The organism is Pseudonocardia sp. P-1 (assembly GCF_058111925.1).
Genome location: NZ_CM176614.1, coordinates 4,331,958 through 4,348,446, shown reverse-complemented (window position 1 = coordinate 4,348,446; position 16,489 = coordinate 4,331,958). Strand labels below are relative to the sequence as shown.

10 protein-coding genes are annotated in these 16,489 nt (G+C 74.2%); 8 read left to right on the top strand and 2 right to left on the bottom strand.

Going from position 1 to position 16,489, the window contains the following annotated elements; all coding sequences use genetic code 11:
• The first annotated feature begins 77 nt into the window (after positions 1 to 77).
• Complete coding sequence (locus tag AC0GKK_RS21315) at positions 78 to 737, top strand: fibronectin type III domain-containing protein (RefSeq protein WP_489882373.1); 660 nt, start codon at positions 78 to 80, stop codon at positions 735 to 737.
• Here AC0GKK_RS21315 and glgP read toward each other — a convergent pair whose 3' ends face one another.
• On the bottom strand, positions 738 to 3,311 hold the full coding sequence (glgP, locus tag AC0GKK_RS21310) for an alpha-glucan family phosphorylase (protein ID WP_489882372.1): 2,574 nt from the start codon (positions 3,309 to 3,311) through the stop codon (positions 738 to 740).
• 257 nt (positions 3,312 to 3,568) lie between these two features.
• Here glgP and AC0GKK_RS21305 point away from each other — a divergent pair, with 257 nt between their 5' ends.
• Positions 3,569 to 5,560 (top strand): alpha-1,4-glucan--maltose-1-phosphate maltosyltransferase, encoded by a 1,992-nt coding sequence (locus AC0GKK_RS21305; RefSeq protein WP_489882371.1) that lies wholly within the window; start codon positions 3,569 to 3,571, stop codon positions 5,558 to 5,560.
• 61 nt (positions 5,561 to 5,621) lie between these two features.
• Here AC0GKK_RS21305 and treS read toward each other — a convergent pair whose 3' ends face one another.
• Entirely contained in the window at positions 5,622 to 7,940 is a 2,319-nt protein-coding gene (gene treS, locus AC0GKK_RS21300; protein ID WP_346105505.1) for a maltose alpha-D-glucosyltransferase, read from the bottom strand.
• Positions 7,941 to 8,334: 394 nt separating this feature from the next.
• Here treS and AC0GKK_RS21295 point away from each other — a divergent pair, with 394 nt between their 5' ends.
• From AC0GKK_RS21295 to glgB, 6 genes are all read left to right on the top strand, one after another.
• A complete protein-coding gene (locus AC0GKK_RS21295; RefSeq protein WP_489882370.1) occupies positions 8,335 to 9,690 on the top strand; it encodes a maltokinase N-terminal cap-like domain-containing protein in 1,356 nt (451 codons plus the stop codon).
• Between the two features lie 168 nt (positions 9,691 to 9,858).
• Complete coding sequence (locus tag AC0GKK_RS21290) at positions 9,859 to 10,506, top strand: DedA family protein (RefSeq protein WP_073578481.1); 648 nt, start codon at positions 9,859 to 9,861, stop codon at positions 10,504 to 10,506.
• Positions 10,494 to 11,741: a glycosyltransferase gene (locus AC0GKK_RS21285; RefSeq protein ID WP_357436694.1), complete on the top strand. Its 1,248-nt coding sequence runs from the start codon at positions 10,494 to 10,496 to the stop codon at positions 11,739 to 11,741. The genes AC0GKK_RS21290 and AC0GKK_RS21285 overlap by 13 nt, the downstream gene beginning before the upstream one ends.
• Positions 11,738 to 12,601, top strand: a complete 864-nt coding sequence (locus tag AC0GKK_RS21280; protein ID WP_346105497.1) for an alpha/beta fold hydrolase — start codon at positions 11,738 to 11,740, stop codon at positions 12,599 to 12,601. The genes AC0GKK_RS21285 and AC0GKK_RS21280 overlap by 4 nt, the downstream gene beginning before the upstream one ends.
• On the top strand, positions 12,598 to 13,698 hold the full coding sequence (locus AC0GKK_RS21275; RefSeq protein WP_357436697.1) for a glycosyltransferase family 4 protein: 1,101 nt from the start codon (positions 12,598 to 12,600) through the stop codon (positions 13,696 to 13,698). The genes AC0GKK_RS21280 and AC0GKK_RS21275 overlap by 4 nt, the downstream gene beginning before the upstream one ends.
• A gap of 165 nt (positions 13,699 to 13,863) precedes the next feature.
• Positions 13,864 to 16,374, top strand: a complete 2,511-nt coding sequence (glgB, locus tag AC0GKK_RS21270; protein ID WP_489884045.1) for a 1,4-alpha-glucan branching protein GlgB — start codon at positions 13,864 to 13,866, stop codon at positions 16,372 to 16,374.
• Positions 16,375 to 16,489: the final 115 nt, after the last annotated feature.

The following is a 16,489-nucleotide window of genomic DNA, read 5'->3' as shown; positions in this document are numbered from 1 at the left end:
TCTGTCCCCGTGGAACGGGAGTCCACGTGCCCCGAGCGCTCCCCCGTCTTCTCCGTGCCGCCACCGCCGTCGCCGCCGTGGCCACCACCGCTCTGCTCACGACGGCGGCGATCCCCGCCCCGCCGTCGCCGCCGGCCGAGGCGCTCACGGCGCCCGGCCCGGTGCAGGCCCTGCAGGTCTCCCCCGTACCCGGCGGCGGCGCCCGAGGCCTCGGCCTGCAGGTGTCCTGGTCCCCGCCCGTCCGGAACGAGGGCGCCCTGCGCACCCACTACGACGTCGAGGTCCGCGACCACGCGGGCGCCGTCCTCCACTCCGCCTCGACCGAGACCACCACCAGCGCCCCGGTGTACGGCGACTACTGCCTCGCGCCGTTCACGGTGTCGGTGCGCGCGGTGAGCCGCGACGTCGACGAGAGCCGGTCCGAGCCGGGGCCCGCCGTCCTCACCACGTACGGCGAGCAGGCCCCGTGCGCCCTCACGATGTCGATCACCGCGGCCCGCGCCGCCGACGGGCGCGTGCACGTGCGCGCCACCCGCGAGGCGCCGGTCGACCCCTTCGTGTCCGGCCCGTGCACGCTCGCGACGGCCGGCCGGGTGCTCTGGTCGGGCACCTGCGGCGGCGACGCCACCACCCAGGACATCGTGGTCGGCGCGCTGCCCCCGGGACCGCGGGAGCTCGCGCTGACCACCGTCGCCCCGCGGGGTGCGCGCACCACGAGCCGGGCCACGCTGCGCTAGCTAGCCCGCCAGGACGATCCGCCCCAGCTCGACCGACGACGCCAGGTGCGGGTGGTGCGGCAGCACCCGCACCGTGTACCCGGTCAGCCCCGCGTGCGGCAGCGGCACGGCGACCTCCCAGGATCCGTCGCCGCGGTGCTCCATCGCGACGGTCACCGGGTCCGCCAGCTCGTCGGAGGAGTCGACCCGCCCGACGACGGCCTCGACCGTCACGTCCGACGGGTCCAGCCCGGCCAGGTCCACCCCCGCCCGGACCGTTATCGGCGACCCCACGACCGGGGTGTCGGGCAGCCCGGACGCGTCCACACCGGTGATCCGGACGTGGTTCCACGCCTTGTTCAGCCGGGCCCGGAACTGCGCGATGTCGCGGGCGACGGCGTAGTCCGACGCGGCCGCGTCCGCGGCGGCGCGGGCCGCCGGGGTGTACCAGTCCTGCACGTACTCCCGCACCATCCGGGTGGCCTGCACCTTCGGCCGCAGGGTGGTGAGGGTGTGGCGGACCATCTCGACCCAGCGGTGCGGGACACCGTCGACGCGGTCGTAGAACGCCGGGCCGACCTGGGTGGCGATGAGCTCGTAGAGGGCGTTGGCCTCGAGGTCGTCACGCCGGGTCGGGTCCTCGACGCCGTCGGCGGTGGGGATGGCCCAGCCGTTGGCGCCGTCGTAGAACTCGTCCCACCAGCCGTCGCGGATGGACAGGTTCAGCCCGCCGTTGAGCGCGGACTTCATGCCGGAGGTGCCGCAGGCCTCCAGCGGGCGCAGCGGGTTGTTCAGCCAGACGTCGCAGCCCCAGTAGAGGTAGCGGGCCATCGACATGTCGTAGTCGGGCAGGAAGACGATGCGGTGGCGCACGCCGGCGTCGTCGGCGAAGCGCACGATCTGCTGGATCAGCGCCTTGCCGCCGTCGTCGGCGGGGTGCGACTTCCCCGCGACGACGAGCTGCACCGGCCGGTGCGGGTCGAGCAGCAGGCTGCGGAGCCGGTCGGCGTCGCGCAGCATCAGCGTGAGCCGCTTGTAGGTCGGGACCCGGCGGGCGAAGCCGACGGTGAGCACGTCGCGGTCGAAGACGTGGTCGGTCCAGCCCAGCTCTGGCTCGGACGCGCCCCGCTCCAGCCACGCGGCGCGCACCCGGCGGCGGACCTCGTCGACCAGCCGGGACCGCAGCGTGTTGCGCAGGCCCCACACGTCGGCGTCGGACACCTCGGCGGTGCTGCTGCCGGGCTCCCCGAGCAGCTCGGTGACCTGGTGGGCCTCCCAGGTGGGGCCGTGCACGCCGTTGGTGACCGAGCCGATCGGCACCTCCTCGCGGTCGAACCCGGCCCACAGCCCGCCGAACATCTCCCGCGACACCGTCCCGTGCAGCCGGGAGACACCGTTGGCGCGCTGGGCCAGGCGCAGACCCATGTGCGCCATGTTGAACGTCTCCGGATCCTCCTCGGCGCCGAGCGCGAGGAGCCGGTCGGTCGGCAGGCCGGGCAGCAGCCGGTCGGTGAGGTAGTGCCGCACGAGGTCCAGGCCGAACCGGTCGATCCCGGCGGGCACCGGGGTGTGGGTGGTGAACACCGTGCCCGCGCGGACCGCGGCGAGCGCCTCGTCGAAGTCCAGCCCGCCGGACGACGCGGACGCCGTCGCCGGTCCCGCGCCGTTGGACGACACCGCCGAGCCGGTGCACAGCTCGCGGATCCGCTCGCAGCCGAGGAACCCGGCGTGGCCCTCGTTGGTGTGGAAGACCTCCGGCGTCGGGTGCCCGGTGAGCCGGCAGAACGCGCGGACCGCGCGGACCCCGCCGACACCGATCAGGATCTCCTGCTGGATGCGGTGGTTCTGGTCGCCGCCGTAGAGCCGGTCGGTGACCCCGCGCAGGTCGGCCCCGCCGTCGGAGCCGGCGTTCTCCTCGATGTCGGTGTCGAGCAGCAGCAGCGGGACCCGCCCGACCGCGGCCTGCCAGATCCGCGCGTGCAGCGTGCGGTCCCCCGGCATCGCGACCTCGACGAGCTCCGGCGCGCCGGAGGCGTCGGTGAGCAGCTGCAGCGGCAACCCCTGTGGGTCGATCGCCGGATAGTGCTCGAGCTGCCAGCCGTCGAGCGACAGGGACTGACGGAAGTACCCCGACCGGTACAGCAGCCCCACCGCGACGAGCGGAACACCCAGGTCCGAGGCGGCCTTCAGGTGGTCGCCGGCGAGCACGCCGAGACCGCCGGAGTAGTTGGGCAGCACCTCCGAGACGCCGAACTCCATCGAGAAGTACGCGACGGCCGACGGCCTGCCGGCGCCGTCGGCCTCGTCGTACCAGCGCGGCTCGGACAGGTAGGTCTCCAGCTCCGCGGCCCGCTCGGCGACCTCGGCGGCGACCGCGTCGTCGGCGGCGAGCTCGGCGAGCCGCCCGGTGGGGATCTCGCCGAGCAGGCGGACCGGGTCCTGCCCGCTCGCGTCCCAGGCGGCGGGGTCGAGGGAGGCGAACAGGTCCCGGGTCGGCGCGTGCCAGGTCCACCGCAGGTTCGTCGCCAGTGTCTGCAGCGGCGCGAGCGGAGCGGGGAGCTGGGCACGGACGGTGAAACGACGGAGGGCTCTCACGGCCGCGAGGGTAGCCGGGAACACCGACACGCACGCGGTGTCCCGCCCGGCCGGGACGGGGTCCCACCGGTAGGGTCGCACTGCCGCGGGACCGGTGGGTCCGTGCACGTCGAATCGGTTCCGTCCACATCCGTTCCGATCCGTTCACGCCGATGGTCCCGCGGGTGTGGCGACAGGTGACGTGGCGGCGTCAGACTGACCGTCTCGACTCTGGTGGGACTTCTACCGACGGTGACAATTTCCTGGGGGTGCAGCCGATGACCGGTCGGCTCGGAATCGACGACGTGACCCCGTTCGTGGAGAGCGGAGACCCGGCCAAGGCCGTGGTCGGCGAGGTCGTCCCGATCCGGGCGACCGTGTGGCGGGAGGGACACGACGCCGTCGCGGCGAACGTCGTGTTCACCCCGCTGTCGGCCGACGGGACGCCGGGCGACGCGCAGTACGTGCGGATGCAGCCCGACGGGGTGGGCACCGACCGCTTCGTGGCCTGGGTCCGCCCCGACGCCGAGGGTCGCTGGACCTTCCGCGTCGACGCGTGGAGCGACCCGTGGGCGACCTGGCGCTCGGGCGTGGAGAAGAAGATCGCCGCGGGACAGACGGCCGAGGAGCTGGCCAACGACCTCGAGGTCGGCGCCCGGCTGCTCGCCAGGGTGGGGCGTCGCCCGGCCGAGAAGGACAGCCGCGACCTGCTGCTCGGCGCCGCGAACACGCTGCGGGACACCGCGCTGCCGCTGCGCGCGCGGGTCGCCCCGGCCCTGTTCGACGCCGTCGTCGCGATCATGACCGAGCGCCCGGTCCGGGAGCTCATCACCCGCGGCCCGGAGCGGACGATCTTCGTCGACCGGCCCCGCGCGCTGTACGGCTCCTGGTACGAGTTCTTCCCGCGCTCCACCGGCGGGCGGGACGAGACCGGCCGGCCGGTGCACGGCACGTTCGCGACGTCGTCGAAGGAGCTCGACCGCGTCGCGCGGATGGGCTTCGACGTCGTCTACCTGCCGCCGATCCACCCGGTCGGCACGGTGCACCGCAAGGGCCGCAACAACTCCACCCACGCCGAGCCGGGCGACGTCGGCTCCCCGTGGGCGATCGGCTCGGCCGCGGGCGGGCACGACGCGATCGACCCCGAGCTGGGCGACTTCGACGACTTCGACGCGTTCGTCGCGCGGGCGAACGAGCTGGGCATGGAGGTCGCACTCGACCTGGCGCTGCAGTGCGCCCCGGACCACCCGTGGGTCACCGAGCACCCGGAGTGGTTCACCGTCCGCCCGGACGGCACCATCGCCTACGCGGAGAACCCGCCGAAGCGCTACCAGGACATCTACCCGCTGAACTTCGACCGCGACCCGGCGGGCATCTACGCCGAGTGCCTGCGCGTGGTGCTGAAGTGGGTCGAGCACGGGGTGACGATCTTCCGCGTCGACAACCCGCACACCAAGCCGCCGAACTTCTGGCACTGGCTGATCTGGGAGGTCAAGCGGACCCACCCGGAGGTGCTGTTCCTGGCCGAGGCGTTCACCCGCCCGGCCCGGCTGTTCGGGCTCGCGCGGCTGGGCTTCACCCAGTCCTACACGTACTTCACGTGGCGGACGGAGAAGGAGGAGCTCGCCGACTTCGCGACGATGCACGCCGAGCACGCCGACGAGTGCCGTCCGAACCTGTTCACCAACACCCCGGACATCCTGCACGAGTCGCTGCAGACCGGCGGCCCGGCGATGTTCGCGATCCGGGCCACCCTGGCCGCGACGATGTCGCCCACCTGGGGCGTCTACTCCGGCTTCGAGCTGTACGAGGGCACCCCGGTCAAGCCGGGCAGCGAGGAGTACCTGGACTCGGAGAAGTACGAGCTGCGTCCGCGGGACTTCGAGTCCGCCCTGAACCAGGGGCGCTCGCTGGAGCCGTACATGACCCGGCTCAACGAGATCCGCCGCGCCCACCCGGCGCTCCAGCAGCTGCGCGAGATCCACTTCCACGAGGTGGACAACACGAACATCATCGCGTACTCGAAGCTGGACCCGTCCACCGGCGACCAGGTGCTCGTGGTCTGCACGCTGGACCCGGCGGCCCCGCAGCAGGGCACCCTCAAGCTGGACATGCCGGCGCTGGGGCTGCGGTACACCGACGTCGTCGAGGTGCACGACGAGGTGTCGGGCGAGAGCTACCGCTGGGGCGAGTACAACTTCGTGCGGCTGGTTCCGACCGACCACGTCGCGCACGTGATCGCGCTGCCGGCGCAGCCCCCGCTGCTCTGAGCCCCACCCCTCGTCGCATGAACGGGCCCCTCGTACGAGGGGCCCGTTCATGCGGTAGGGCTCAGGCGGCTCCCGCGTCCTCGGCCGGGGGCTCCAGGACCACGGCGGTCGCCCGGAACGGGGCCATCCCGATCCGGAACCCGTTGAGGTCGTCGACGGTGCCGACGGTCTCGCCGGAGAACAGGTCGGTGACCGTCGCGCCCGGCGCCAGGTGCTCGGACCGCACGAACGCGTCCACCTGCTCGTCGGCGAAGTTCAGGACGGTCACGCTGGTCCGGTCGTCGTCGAGCAGGTGCACCATCACCAGCAGGCCGCGGTGCGACACGTCCGGCACGTCGACCTGGCGGGCCGTCGCCACCCCGGAGCGCTTGCGCACGGCCAGGATCGCCTGCATCTGGCGGACGAAGCTGGTCTCCTCGGTCAGCTGGTCGGGCAGCGACCCGTAGAGGCTGCGCCCGCGGGGCATCCCCGACGAGGACCGCTCGGCGTCCGGCCGGTGCCCCATCAGGTCGTGCGCCGGCCGCGAGATCCACCGGGTGTCCCCGGAGTTCAGCAGGTCCGAGACCGAGTCCGGCGGCAGCGTCAGCATGCCCAGCAGGTCCCAGCCCGACAGCGCGAACACCCCGGGCTGGAAGGCGTTGAACATGACCAGCAGCAGGTGCACCCGCCGGATGCGCTCGACGTCGTCGGGGCCGATGTCGTCGAGCGCGGAGATGCCGAGCGAGGCGGCGATGACGGTCGCGGTGGTGCAGGCGATCCCGTTCGTCGTGAAGATCAGGTTGTACGGCGCGTCCGGTCCGGTGAGGACGTCGCACAGGTCGCGGCGGATCGTGTCGGCCAGATCCCCGCCGCGCATGTCCTCGCCGCGGAAGTGGAAGAGCTCGTCGGTGTGGCCCGCGGTCCAGTGCACGAGCTCGTAGGTCAGCTCGTCGTGGTTCTGCAGCGCGTGCACCAGCGACGCCGGGTCGACGCCCAGATCCAGCGCGGTGCGCAGGGTCAGCCGCAGGAACTCGGTGTCGGAGGTCGCGAGCGCGTGGTGGTAGGCGGGGCGGTTGATGAAGTCGTAGGACAGGTCCGCGCCCGCCTCGGAGGTGACCTTGATGTCGTCGACGGTCAGGTTCAGTTCCTGGAAGGTGAACCCGCCGACCTTGCGCACCATGCTCGCGATGAGGTGGTTCGCGGCCTCCGACAGCGGGTGCCCCTCGGACCAGCCGGGGTTCCCGGAGCCCGCCTTCTCCACGCCGAGGAAGCCGTTCGCGTCCAGGCGCAGCGCACCCGAGCCGAGGTCGGCCAGCGAGTGCAGGGCGTCGCCGATGACCATCCGCATGCCCGCGAAGGTCGGGTCCAGCCAGTTGACCGACGGCTGGCCGTCCTTGAAGTAGTGCAGGTACACCCAGCGCCGCACGACGCCGTCGACGCCGGTGACCTCGCCGGTCGCCGACCAGTTGGTCTCCTTCACGCCCTCGCGGTAGAAGATGACCCGCTGCAGCCGGCCGACGATGTAGCCGGCCTTCTCCAGTGCCTCCTCGGTCGCGGCGTCGAGGTTGGCCGAGTCCTTCCCCGGCGGTACGTCCGGCAGCATCCCCCAGTCGGACTGCTCGATCTCGACCATGTGGTAGATGCCCGGGTAGTCGCCGTAGGCGAGCTCGGCGAGCCGGAAGTCCGGGCCCTTGCCGGTGTGGCCGGGGACGATGTCGTCGATGATCGTGCCGCCGTGCCAGGTGGCGGTCGCGCACATCGCGCGGAACTCGTCCTCGGTGCCGAAGGCCGGGTCGAGCTCGTTGGAGATGCGGTCGAAGTGGCCGTCGACGCTCGGGGTGGGCTGCCAGCCCGAGAGTCCGCCCGCCTTCTTCACCGGCCCGGTGTGGACACCCTCGATGCCGATCGTCTCGAACGCCTGCCACAGCGCCTCGTCGCCCAGCGCCGCCAGGAACGACTCGCCGGAGGCGGTGATCAGCGAGATCGGGTAGGCGGTGAACCACACCGACGCCGTCTCGACCGCGTGCCGCGGGCCGGGGCTGGCGTAGGGGTTCTGCCACATCGAGCCCTGCCCGGAGAACTGGCGGGCCAGCTCGTCGGCGTGGCCGAGCATCGACTGGGACAGCAGCCACGACACGTAGACCGGGTTCTCCCCCGACGCCGGACCGTCCTGCGACACCGACCGGCGCCGCACCGTGGACCGCACCCGGGCGCGGTGACGCAGCGTCCGCGGACGCGCCTCGTGGTAGTACTCGGCGAAGTTCACGTCCGGTGGCTCCGGGACGTGCTCGGCCTCGGCGGGCACCGGTTCGACGGCGGCGAGCGGATCGGCCGGTGCGATCCGGGCCTGGGTCTCCGGGATCGTCGGGGGGATGTCGGCCTTCGGCTCTCGCTCGGTCACGCCGCCGGTCCTCCGGTCGCTGTGGGGGGCAGGTCAGGGCAGGTTCTGGGCATGTCCGGCCCACGGTGCGCCCTGTGACGGCGATCCGCACGCGGGCGCGTGCGCACCGTCGCGGGGTACCCGCGGGCACCACGTCCAGTATGGGTTTCCCGGCACGGGGATGCCGGACAGAAGCGTGATCACCGCCCGTGACCAACGGGTGGTCGATCCGACACGGACAGTACCGCCCACCCGACCTCCTGACCCGGCCGGGTCGGCCTGTCCCGGTTAGGGTTTTCGCCTGCGGGCCCGGGTGGCACCGACCGGTACCCCGACGTGGTGCGGGCGGTGGCCGCGACCGGTCCGCGGTGGTGTTCACAGGCCGGGCGGACGCCCGGCAGGAGGGGGACGACGCGTGCGGCCGACCGGAGCTTCCGAGGACCTGACGGCGCTCCCGGGCCTGTTGCGCGACTGGCTGCCCGGGCGTCGCTGGTTCGCGGAGAAGGGGCGCCCGCTGACCGGTGTCGCCGTCGCGTCGCGGCACCCGCTGCCCGACGCCGAGGGTGTCACCGGGCTCGAGGTGCTGGTCCTCGCGGTGTCCTTCGCCGACGGTCCGGACCGGCACTACCAGCTGCTCCTGGCCCGCGCCCCGCACGCCCCGGCCGGGGCCGCCCCGATCGGCGACCACGACGGGCAGGTCCTCTACGACGGCCTGCACGACGGGCGCGTCACCGCGCTGCTGCTGCGGCTGATCGCCGAGGGCGCGGCCGTCGGTGACCTGTCGTTCGTGCCCGAGCCGGGCGCGGACCTGCCGCTGACCGAGACCGGCCGCGTCGTCGACGCCGAGCAGTCCAACACCTCCGTCCGCTGGGGCGAGCGCTCCATCCTCAAGGTCTACCGGCGCCTGTCCCCCGGTCTGAACCCCGACCTGGAGCTGCACCGGGCGCTGCGCGCGGCCGGGTCGACGTCGGTCGCGGCGCTGCAGGGCGGGATCGAGGGTGTCCTCGACGGCGAGCCCGCCACCTTCGCGCTGCTGCAGGAGTTCGCGGCCGGCTCGCACGACGGCTGGGAGCGGGCCACCGCGGCGGTCCGCGACCGGACCGACTTCACCGGCGACGCCCGCGCGCTCGGTGAGGCGCTCGCCGACGTGCACGTCGCGCTGCGCGCCGAGCTCGGCACCGCCGAGGCCGACCCGCGCGAGCTGGCGGCGTACTGGACCCGGCGGTGCGCCGAGGTCGCCGACCAGGTGCCGGTGCTCGCCCCGCACGTGCCCGCGATCCGCGCCGTCTACGACGAGGTGGCCGCGCTGGGCGCGCCCGTTGTCGTGCAGCGGGTGCACGGCGACCTGCACCTCGGGCAGACGCTGCGCCGCCCGGACGGCCGCTGGCTGGTCATCGACTTCGAGGGCGAGCCGGCCGCCTCGCCCGAGGAGCGCCGCGCGCCGGACTCCGCGGTGCGCGACGTCGTCGGGATGCTGTTCTCCTTCGACTACGCCGCCTTCCACCACCTGCTGACCCGGTCCGACACGCCCGGGGCAGGTCTCGGTTCGGACACCACCGAGGCACGCCTCGCTCACGACTGGTCGGCCGCGAACCGTGACGCGTTCTGCGCCGGCTACGCCGCGCGCGCCGGTGAGGACCCGCGCGCGCACGCCGCGCTGCTGCGCGCCTACGAGCTGGACAAGGCCGTCTACCAGGTGCTCTACGAGACCCGCAGCCGTCCGACCTGGCTGCCGATCCCGCTCACCGCGATCGCGCGCGGCACCGCTTAGCACGTCCGGGCCGTCGGCGACACCCGGTGGTCACCGGACCTTCCCGCCGACGACGCCGGGGCGACGCCCGACTCCCCGGGCGGCCTGGCGCGGGATCGTGGAATCCTCCCCGACCAGGAGGACACCCACCGTGAGACGACCACCCCCCACCCGGCCCGAGGACCTCTCGTGACCCCGGCCGGTCTGCTCGGTGCGGACGGTCTGGACGGCGTCCTGGGCCTCGTCCAGCGCCCCGACGGGCCCACGCTCGGCGTGACGCTGGCCGTGCTCTTCCTCGGTGTGCTGGTGGAGGGGCCGGTCGTCAGCGTCGTCGCGGGCTCGCTCGCGGGCGCCGGGCTGCTCGACTGGTGGGTGGTGTGGCTGGTGGCGTTCGCCGCCGACGTCGTCGCCGACACCGCCTTCTACGTCCTCGGGCGCGGCGGGCGCCGACCTGCCATCGCTCCGCTGCTGGTCCGGCTGGGTCTGACCGAGCGTCGCTGGGACGCACTGCGCGCGAAGGTGGGGGGCCGTCCGGGCCGGTTGGTGCTGGGCGCGAAACTGGTGGACGTCGGCGCGATCCCCGCGTTCCTGGCCATCGGCCTGGCCGGGGTGTCGTACCGGCGATTCGTGGCCTGGGTGGTCCCGCTGACGGCGGTGCGTTCGGCACTGCTGGTCGGGATCGGCTGGGTGGTCGGGGGCCGGTTCGCCGCGGAGCTGGCCGACCGGCCGTGGATCATCGTGGCGGTGGGGCTGGGCGTGGGCCTGGTGCTCGTGGCCGGGCGCGCGCTGTGGGTGCGTGCCAGGACCTCGCGGAAGGAGAACGTGTGCGCGTCCTGATCGGGGCCGACACCTGGGCACCGGACGTCAACGGGGCCAGCTACGCCGGACAGCGGCTGGCGGCCGAGCTCGCCGCCCGCGGGCACGAGGTGCACGTGGTCGCACCGTCGCGCGGCCTGCGCAGCCTCCCGCCGCGCCGGGTCGGGCCGGTGACCGAGCACCGGGTCCGCTCCTGCCGCGTCCCCAAGCCGCCGGACTTCCGGCTCTGCCCGCCGCCCGGGCTGCGCCGGACCTGCCGCGCGATCCTGCGCCGGGTCCGGCCCGACGTCGTGCACGTGCAGAGCCACATGGTGCTGGGCCGGATGCTGCTCACCGCGGCCGCCGACCTCGGCGTCCCGTCGATGGCGACCACGCACATGATCCCGGAGAACATCATCCCGGCGATCAGCTTCCTGCACCTGCCGGAGTCCGGGCTCAAGAAGCTGTTCTGGTGGGACGCGGTGCGCGTGCTCAGCCGGGCCGGACTGGTCACCGCGCCCACCCCGCTGGCCGCGTCGATGGCCGAGCAGGGCGGCGTCCCCGGCCCGGTGCTGCCCGTGTCCAACGGCCTGGACCTGGGCCGCTTCCGGCCCGACACCACCGGTCGCGGGCCCGCGTTCCGCGCCCGGCACGGCATCGCCGAGGGCGTGCCGCTGGTCGGCTTCGTCGGGCGGCTGGACCGGGAGAAGCACGTCGACGAGCTGGTCCGCGCCACCGCGCTGCTGCGCGCCGGTGCCGTGCCCGACGCGCAGCTGGTCGTCGTCGGCGACGGCGAGGAGCGGGCCCGGCTGGGCGCCCTGGTCCGCGCCGAGCACCTGGAGCACGCGATCACCTTCACCGGCCGGCTCACCGACGACGAGATCCCCGACGTCTACCCGGCCCTGGACGTGTTCGTGAACGCCGGCACCGCCGAGCTGCAGAGCCTGGTGACGCTGGAGGCGATGGCGACCGGGAAGCCGGTCGTCGCCGTCGACGCGGGTGCGCTGCCGCACCTGGCCCGCCCCGGGGTGAACGGCTGGCGCTACCCGCACGGCGACGTCGCCGCGCTCGCCGACCGGCTGGCCCGGGTGCTCGACGACCCCGACGGCGCGGCCGAGCTGGGGGCCGCGAGCCTGCAGATCGCCTCCGAGCACTCGCTGGCGGCGACGGTGGACACCTTCGAGGAGCTGTACCGGACGAAGGCCCGCCCGGTCGTGCCGGTGCGCGCGTTCCGCTCGGCACGCCGCGCCCGCCGGCACGCGGACACCCGGCGGTGACCGCGACGCCGTCGCCCGCCCTCGCGGTGGCCTCTCCCGTGCACGTCGTCGACGGCGCGCCCACCGTCGTGCACACCCTCGGGGACCCGGACGGGGCGCCGGTGCTGGCGCTGCACGGGCTGCGCGGCAGCCACCACGGGCTCGCGCCGCTGGCGTCGCGACTGGCCGGGTACCGCGTCGTCGTGCCGGACCTGCCCGGGTTCGGGGCGTCGCCGCCGTTCACCGACCGCACCCACGACGTCGACGGCTACGCCCGCTGGGCCTCGGCGCTGCTCGCCGACCTCGGCCCGGACACGGTGCTGCTGGGGCACTCGTTCGGGTCGATCGTGGCCGCGGCCGTCTGCGCCGCCGCCGCGACCACCCCGCGGGCGCTGGTCCTGGTCAACCCGATCGCCGAGCCCGCCTCGGGCGCCGGCGGCGTCACCGGCCTCGGGACGGCCGCCACCGCGTTGCTGCACTCCGGTGCCGCCCGGCTCGGCCTCGACGACCTGCTGCGCCACCGGCTGCTCGCCGACGCCGCGACCGTCTCCATGACCACCACCCGCGACCCGCTGCTGCGTCACTGGATCGCCGACGAGCACCGCGCCCACTTCGGCACCTTCGCCACGACGGCGTCGCTGCTGGAGTGCCTCCGCGCCGCCGGTTCCGGCTCGGTGCGGCCCTGGGCGCCCCGGATCACGGTGCCGACACTGCTGCTGGCCGGGGCCCGCGACCGGGTCGCCCCACCGGCCGGGCAGCACGCGCTCGCCGCCGCCTTCCCCGACGCCCGGCTGGTCCTGCTGCCGCGCACCGGCCACCTCGTGCACTACGAGGCCCCGGCGTGGGCGGCCCGCGAGATCCGGGGTTTCGTGGCGCGGTGAGGGTGCTCGTCGACTGCCGCTACATCCGTCCCGGACGCCCGGACGGCATCGGCCGCTACACCACCGGGCTGGTCCGCGCGCTGGACCGGATCGCCCCGGTGGAGCTGCTGGTGTCCGACCCGCGCCAGCGCGACGGGCTGCCCGACCGGCCCGCGCACACCCTGCCCGCCCCGACCGGGGCCGGGGAGCCGCTGGTCGCGCGGCGGGTGAACCGGATCGTCGCCGGGTCACCCGATGCGGTCGTCTTCAGCCCGATGCAGACGATGGGCACGCTCGGACGCCGCTACGCGGTGGTGCTCACGGTGCACGACCTCATCTACTACCGGCACCCGGCGCCGCCGCCGTGGCTGCCCGCGACGGTGCGGGCGGTGTGGCGGGCCTACCACCTGTCGTGGTGGCCGCAGCGACTGCTGCTGGCCGGCGCCGACGCCGTCGCATGCGTGTCCGGCGCGACCGCGGGCCTGGTCGCGGCGCACCGGCTGTCCCGCCGCGAGGTCGCCGTCGTCCCGGACGCCACCGACTTCCACCTGCCGCCCGGCACGCCGACGCGGTCCCGGCCGCCGGGGAACCGGATCGTCTACGCCGGGTCGTTCATGCCCTACAAGGACGTCGCGACCCTGGCCCGGGCCGCGGCCCGGTTGCCCGGCCACGAGCTCCACCTGATCTCCCCCGTCCCGACCGGGGTGCGCGCGGAGCTGGCGCGGCTCGCCGCGCCGGCCCGGCCGGTGTTCCACGACGGCGTCGACGACGACGACTACCGCGCCCTGCTCGACGGCGCCACCGCGCTGGTCTCCGCCTCCCGCGACGAGGGGTTCGGGCTCCCGGTGCTGGAGGCCATGGCGCGGGGCTGCCCCGTCGTCGTCACCGACATCCCGGCCTTCCGCGAGGTCGCGGGCGACGCCGGGGTGTTCGTCGCGCCGGGCGACGACGCCGGGTTCGCCGCCGCCGTGCGCGCGCTGGACACGACATGGACGCAGCGCTCCGACGCGGTGCGCGCCCGGGCCGCCGAGCAGACCTGGGACGGCGCCGCCGGCGCGCTGCAGGCGGTCCTGGAACGGGCGCTGGCCCGTCACCGGCGCCGGCGCGGGCGGGGATGACGCACCCCCGCTCACGCTCGACTGCGATCCGGCAACACTGTGCGACCGCACGCGGCGGGCGTTCGTCACCCGCAGTACGGTTCCGCAGTGACCTCCGAGGAGACCCGAGCGACCCGCTCCGAGACCGATGCGTACGCACCGGACCAGGCGACGACCGACCGGCTCCTGGGCGGTGCCCACCACGACCCCCACTCGGTGCTCGGCGCGCATCCGCACGTCGACGGCACCGTGGTCCGTGTCCTGCGGCCGCACGCCGTCTCGGTGACGGTGCTGCCCAACGGTGACCGCGCGCAGGCCTGCGAGCTGACCAGGGTGCACGACGCCGGACTGTTCTCCGGCCTCGTCCCCGGCTCCGGCGGCGACTACCGGCTGCTCGTGACCTACGGCGACGGCGCCGGCGGCACGACCGAGCAGACCGTCGACGACCCGTACCGCTGGCTGCCGACGCTCGGCGACATGGACCTGCACCTCATCGGCGAGGGACGGCACGAACGCCTGTGGGACGTCCTCGGCGCACACGTCCGGGACTACGACACCCCCTCCGGCCCGGTCTCCGGGACCAGCTTCGCCGTCTGGGCGCCGAACGCCCGCGGTGTGCGGGTCACCGGTGACTTCGACGGCTGGGCCGGTTGGGCGCTGCCGATGCGCTCGCTGGGCAGCTCCGGCGTCTGGGAGGTGTTCCTGCCCGGCGTCGGCGTCGGCGACCGCTACAAGTTCCGCATCCTGGGCCCCGACGGCCGGTGGCGGGACAAGGCCGACCCGATGGCCTTCGCCACCGAGATCCCGCCGCAGACGGCGTCGGTCGTGACCCGTGACGTCCACGAGTGGACCGACGACGCGTGGATGGCCGACCGCGCCCGGCGCCGCCCGCACGCGGAACCGATGAGCGTCTACGAGATGCACCTCGGCTCCTGGGTGCCGGGGCTGGACTACCGCGAGATCGCCGAGCGGCTGGTGGCCTACCTGGACACCACCGGGTTCACCCACGTCGAGCTGCTACCGGTGGCCGAGCACCCGTTCGGCGGGTCCTGGGGCTACCAGGTGACCTCGTACTTCGCCCCGACCTCGCGGTTCGGCACGCCCGACGACTTCCGGTACTTCGTCGACCGGCTGCACCGCGCGGGCTACGGCGTGATCGTCGACTGGGTGCCCGCGCACTTCCCGCGCGACGAGTGGGCGCTGGCCCGCTTCGACGGCACGGCCTGCTACGAACACGCCGACCCGCGCCGCGGCGAGCAGCCCGACTGGGGCACGCTCGTGTTCGACTTCGGCCGCAACGAGGTCCGCAACTTCCTCGTCGCGAACGCGCTGTACTGGCTCGAGTCGTTCCACATCGACGGCCTGCGCGTCGACGCCGTCGCCTCGATGCTCTACCTGGACTACTCCCGCGCCGACGGCCAGTGGCTGCCCAACGTCCACGGTGGCCGGGAGAACCTCGACGCGGTGGCGTTCCTGCAGGAGATGAACGCGACCGTCTACCGGGAGCACCCGGGTGTCGTCACGATCGCCGAGGAGTCCACCGCCTGGCCGGGCGTCACCCGGCCCACCTACATGGGCGGTCTCGGGTTCGGGCTCAAGTGGAACATGGGCTGGATGCACGACACGCTCGACTACACCGGGCGCGACCCCATCCACCGCAGCTACCACCACAACCAGATGACCTTCTCGCTGATGTACGCGTTCAGCGAGAACTACGTGCTGCCGATCAGCCACGACGAGGTCGTGCACGGCAAGGGGTCGCTGTGGACCCGGATGCCCGGCGACGACTGGAACAAGGCCGCCGGGGTCCGCGCACTGCTGGCCTACATGTGGGCGCACCCGGGCAAGCAGCTGCTGTTCATGGGCGGCGAGTTCGGGCAACCGCGCGAGTGGTCCGAGCAGCGGTCGCTGGACTGGCACCTGCAGAGCGACGACCCGCTGCACGGCGGGATCACCACCCTCGTCGGGGACCTGAACCGGACCTACCGCGCGCAGTCCGCGCTGTGGTCGCGCGACACCACCCCGGACGGCTTCGGCTGGATCGACGCCAACGACGCGCAGGGCAACGTGTTCTCGTTCCTGCGCCACGGCGTCGACGCCGAGGGCCGCGCCACCGTGCTGGCCTGCGTCGCGAACTTCTCCGGCTCCCCCCGCGAGGACTACCGGGTGGGGCTGCCGTTCGCCGGGAACTGGACCGAGGTCGTCAACACCGACGCGTCGGCCTACGGCGGGTCCGGGGTGGGCAACCTCGGGCGGGTCAGGGGCGAGCAGGTCATGTGGCACGGCCAGCCCGCGTCGGCGGTGCTGCGGCTCCCGCCGTCGGGTGTGCTGTGGCTCGTGCCGGAGGAGACCGGCGGCCCGGTGCTGTCCGCCCCGGCGCAGGAGGCGGCCCCGGCCGCGACGGTCCCGCCGGCGCTGCCGGCCGCCGCGCTGCCCGACGAGCCGGAGGACACCGACGTCGAGGCACCGGTGACCCCGGACGACGACCTGCGGGTCTCCGCCGCCCCGGCGGACCCGGCCGGCCTCGTCGACCCGGGGCCGGACGACTCGCAGGACGTCCCGGGCGCCGATCCGGTCTCCACCTCGGTCGCGCCCGCGCCCGGCACCGTCGGTGTCCGGGCGGTGCGCACCGGCACGTTCGTCAACGGGAGCTCCGGGACGGGCGCGTCGGACACCGGGACCACCGCCGGCGACTGACCTCGGCCACCCGCGACCGGCCCCTCGCCGGGCCGGTCGCGGTCAGCGGTCGGTGGTGCAGGGTCTCTCGCCGGGCCGGTCGCGGTCGGCGGAGTGACGGGTGTGGCGGGCCCCC

Bases quoted from the DNA above. Each gene is read 5' to 3' on its own strand.
- AC0GKK_RS21305 (WP_489882371.1), top strand. From the start codon at position 3,569: ATGACCGGTCGGCTCGGAATCGACGACGTGACCCCGTTCGTGGAGAGC.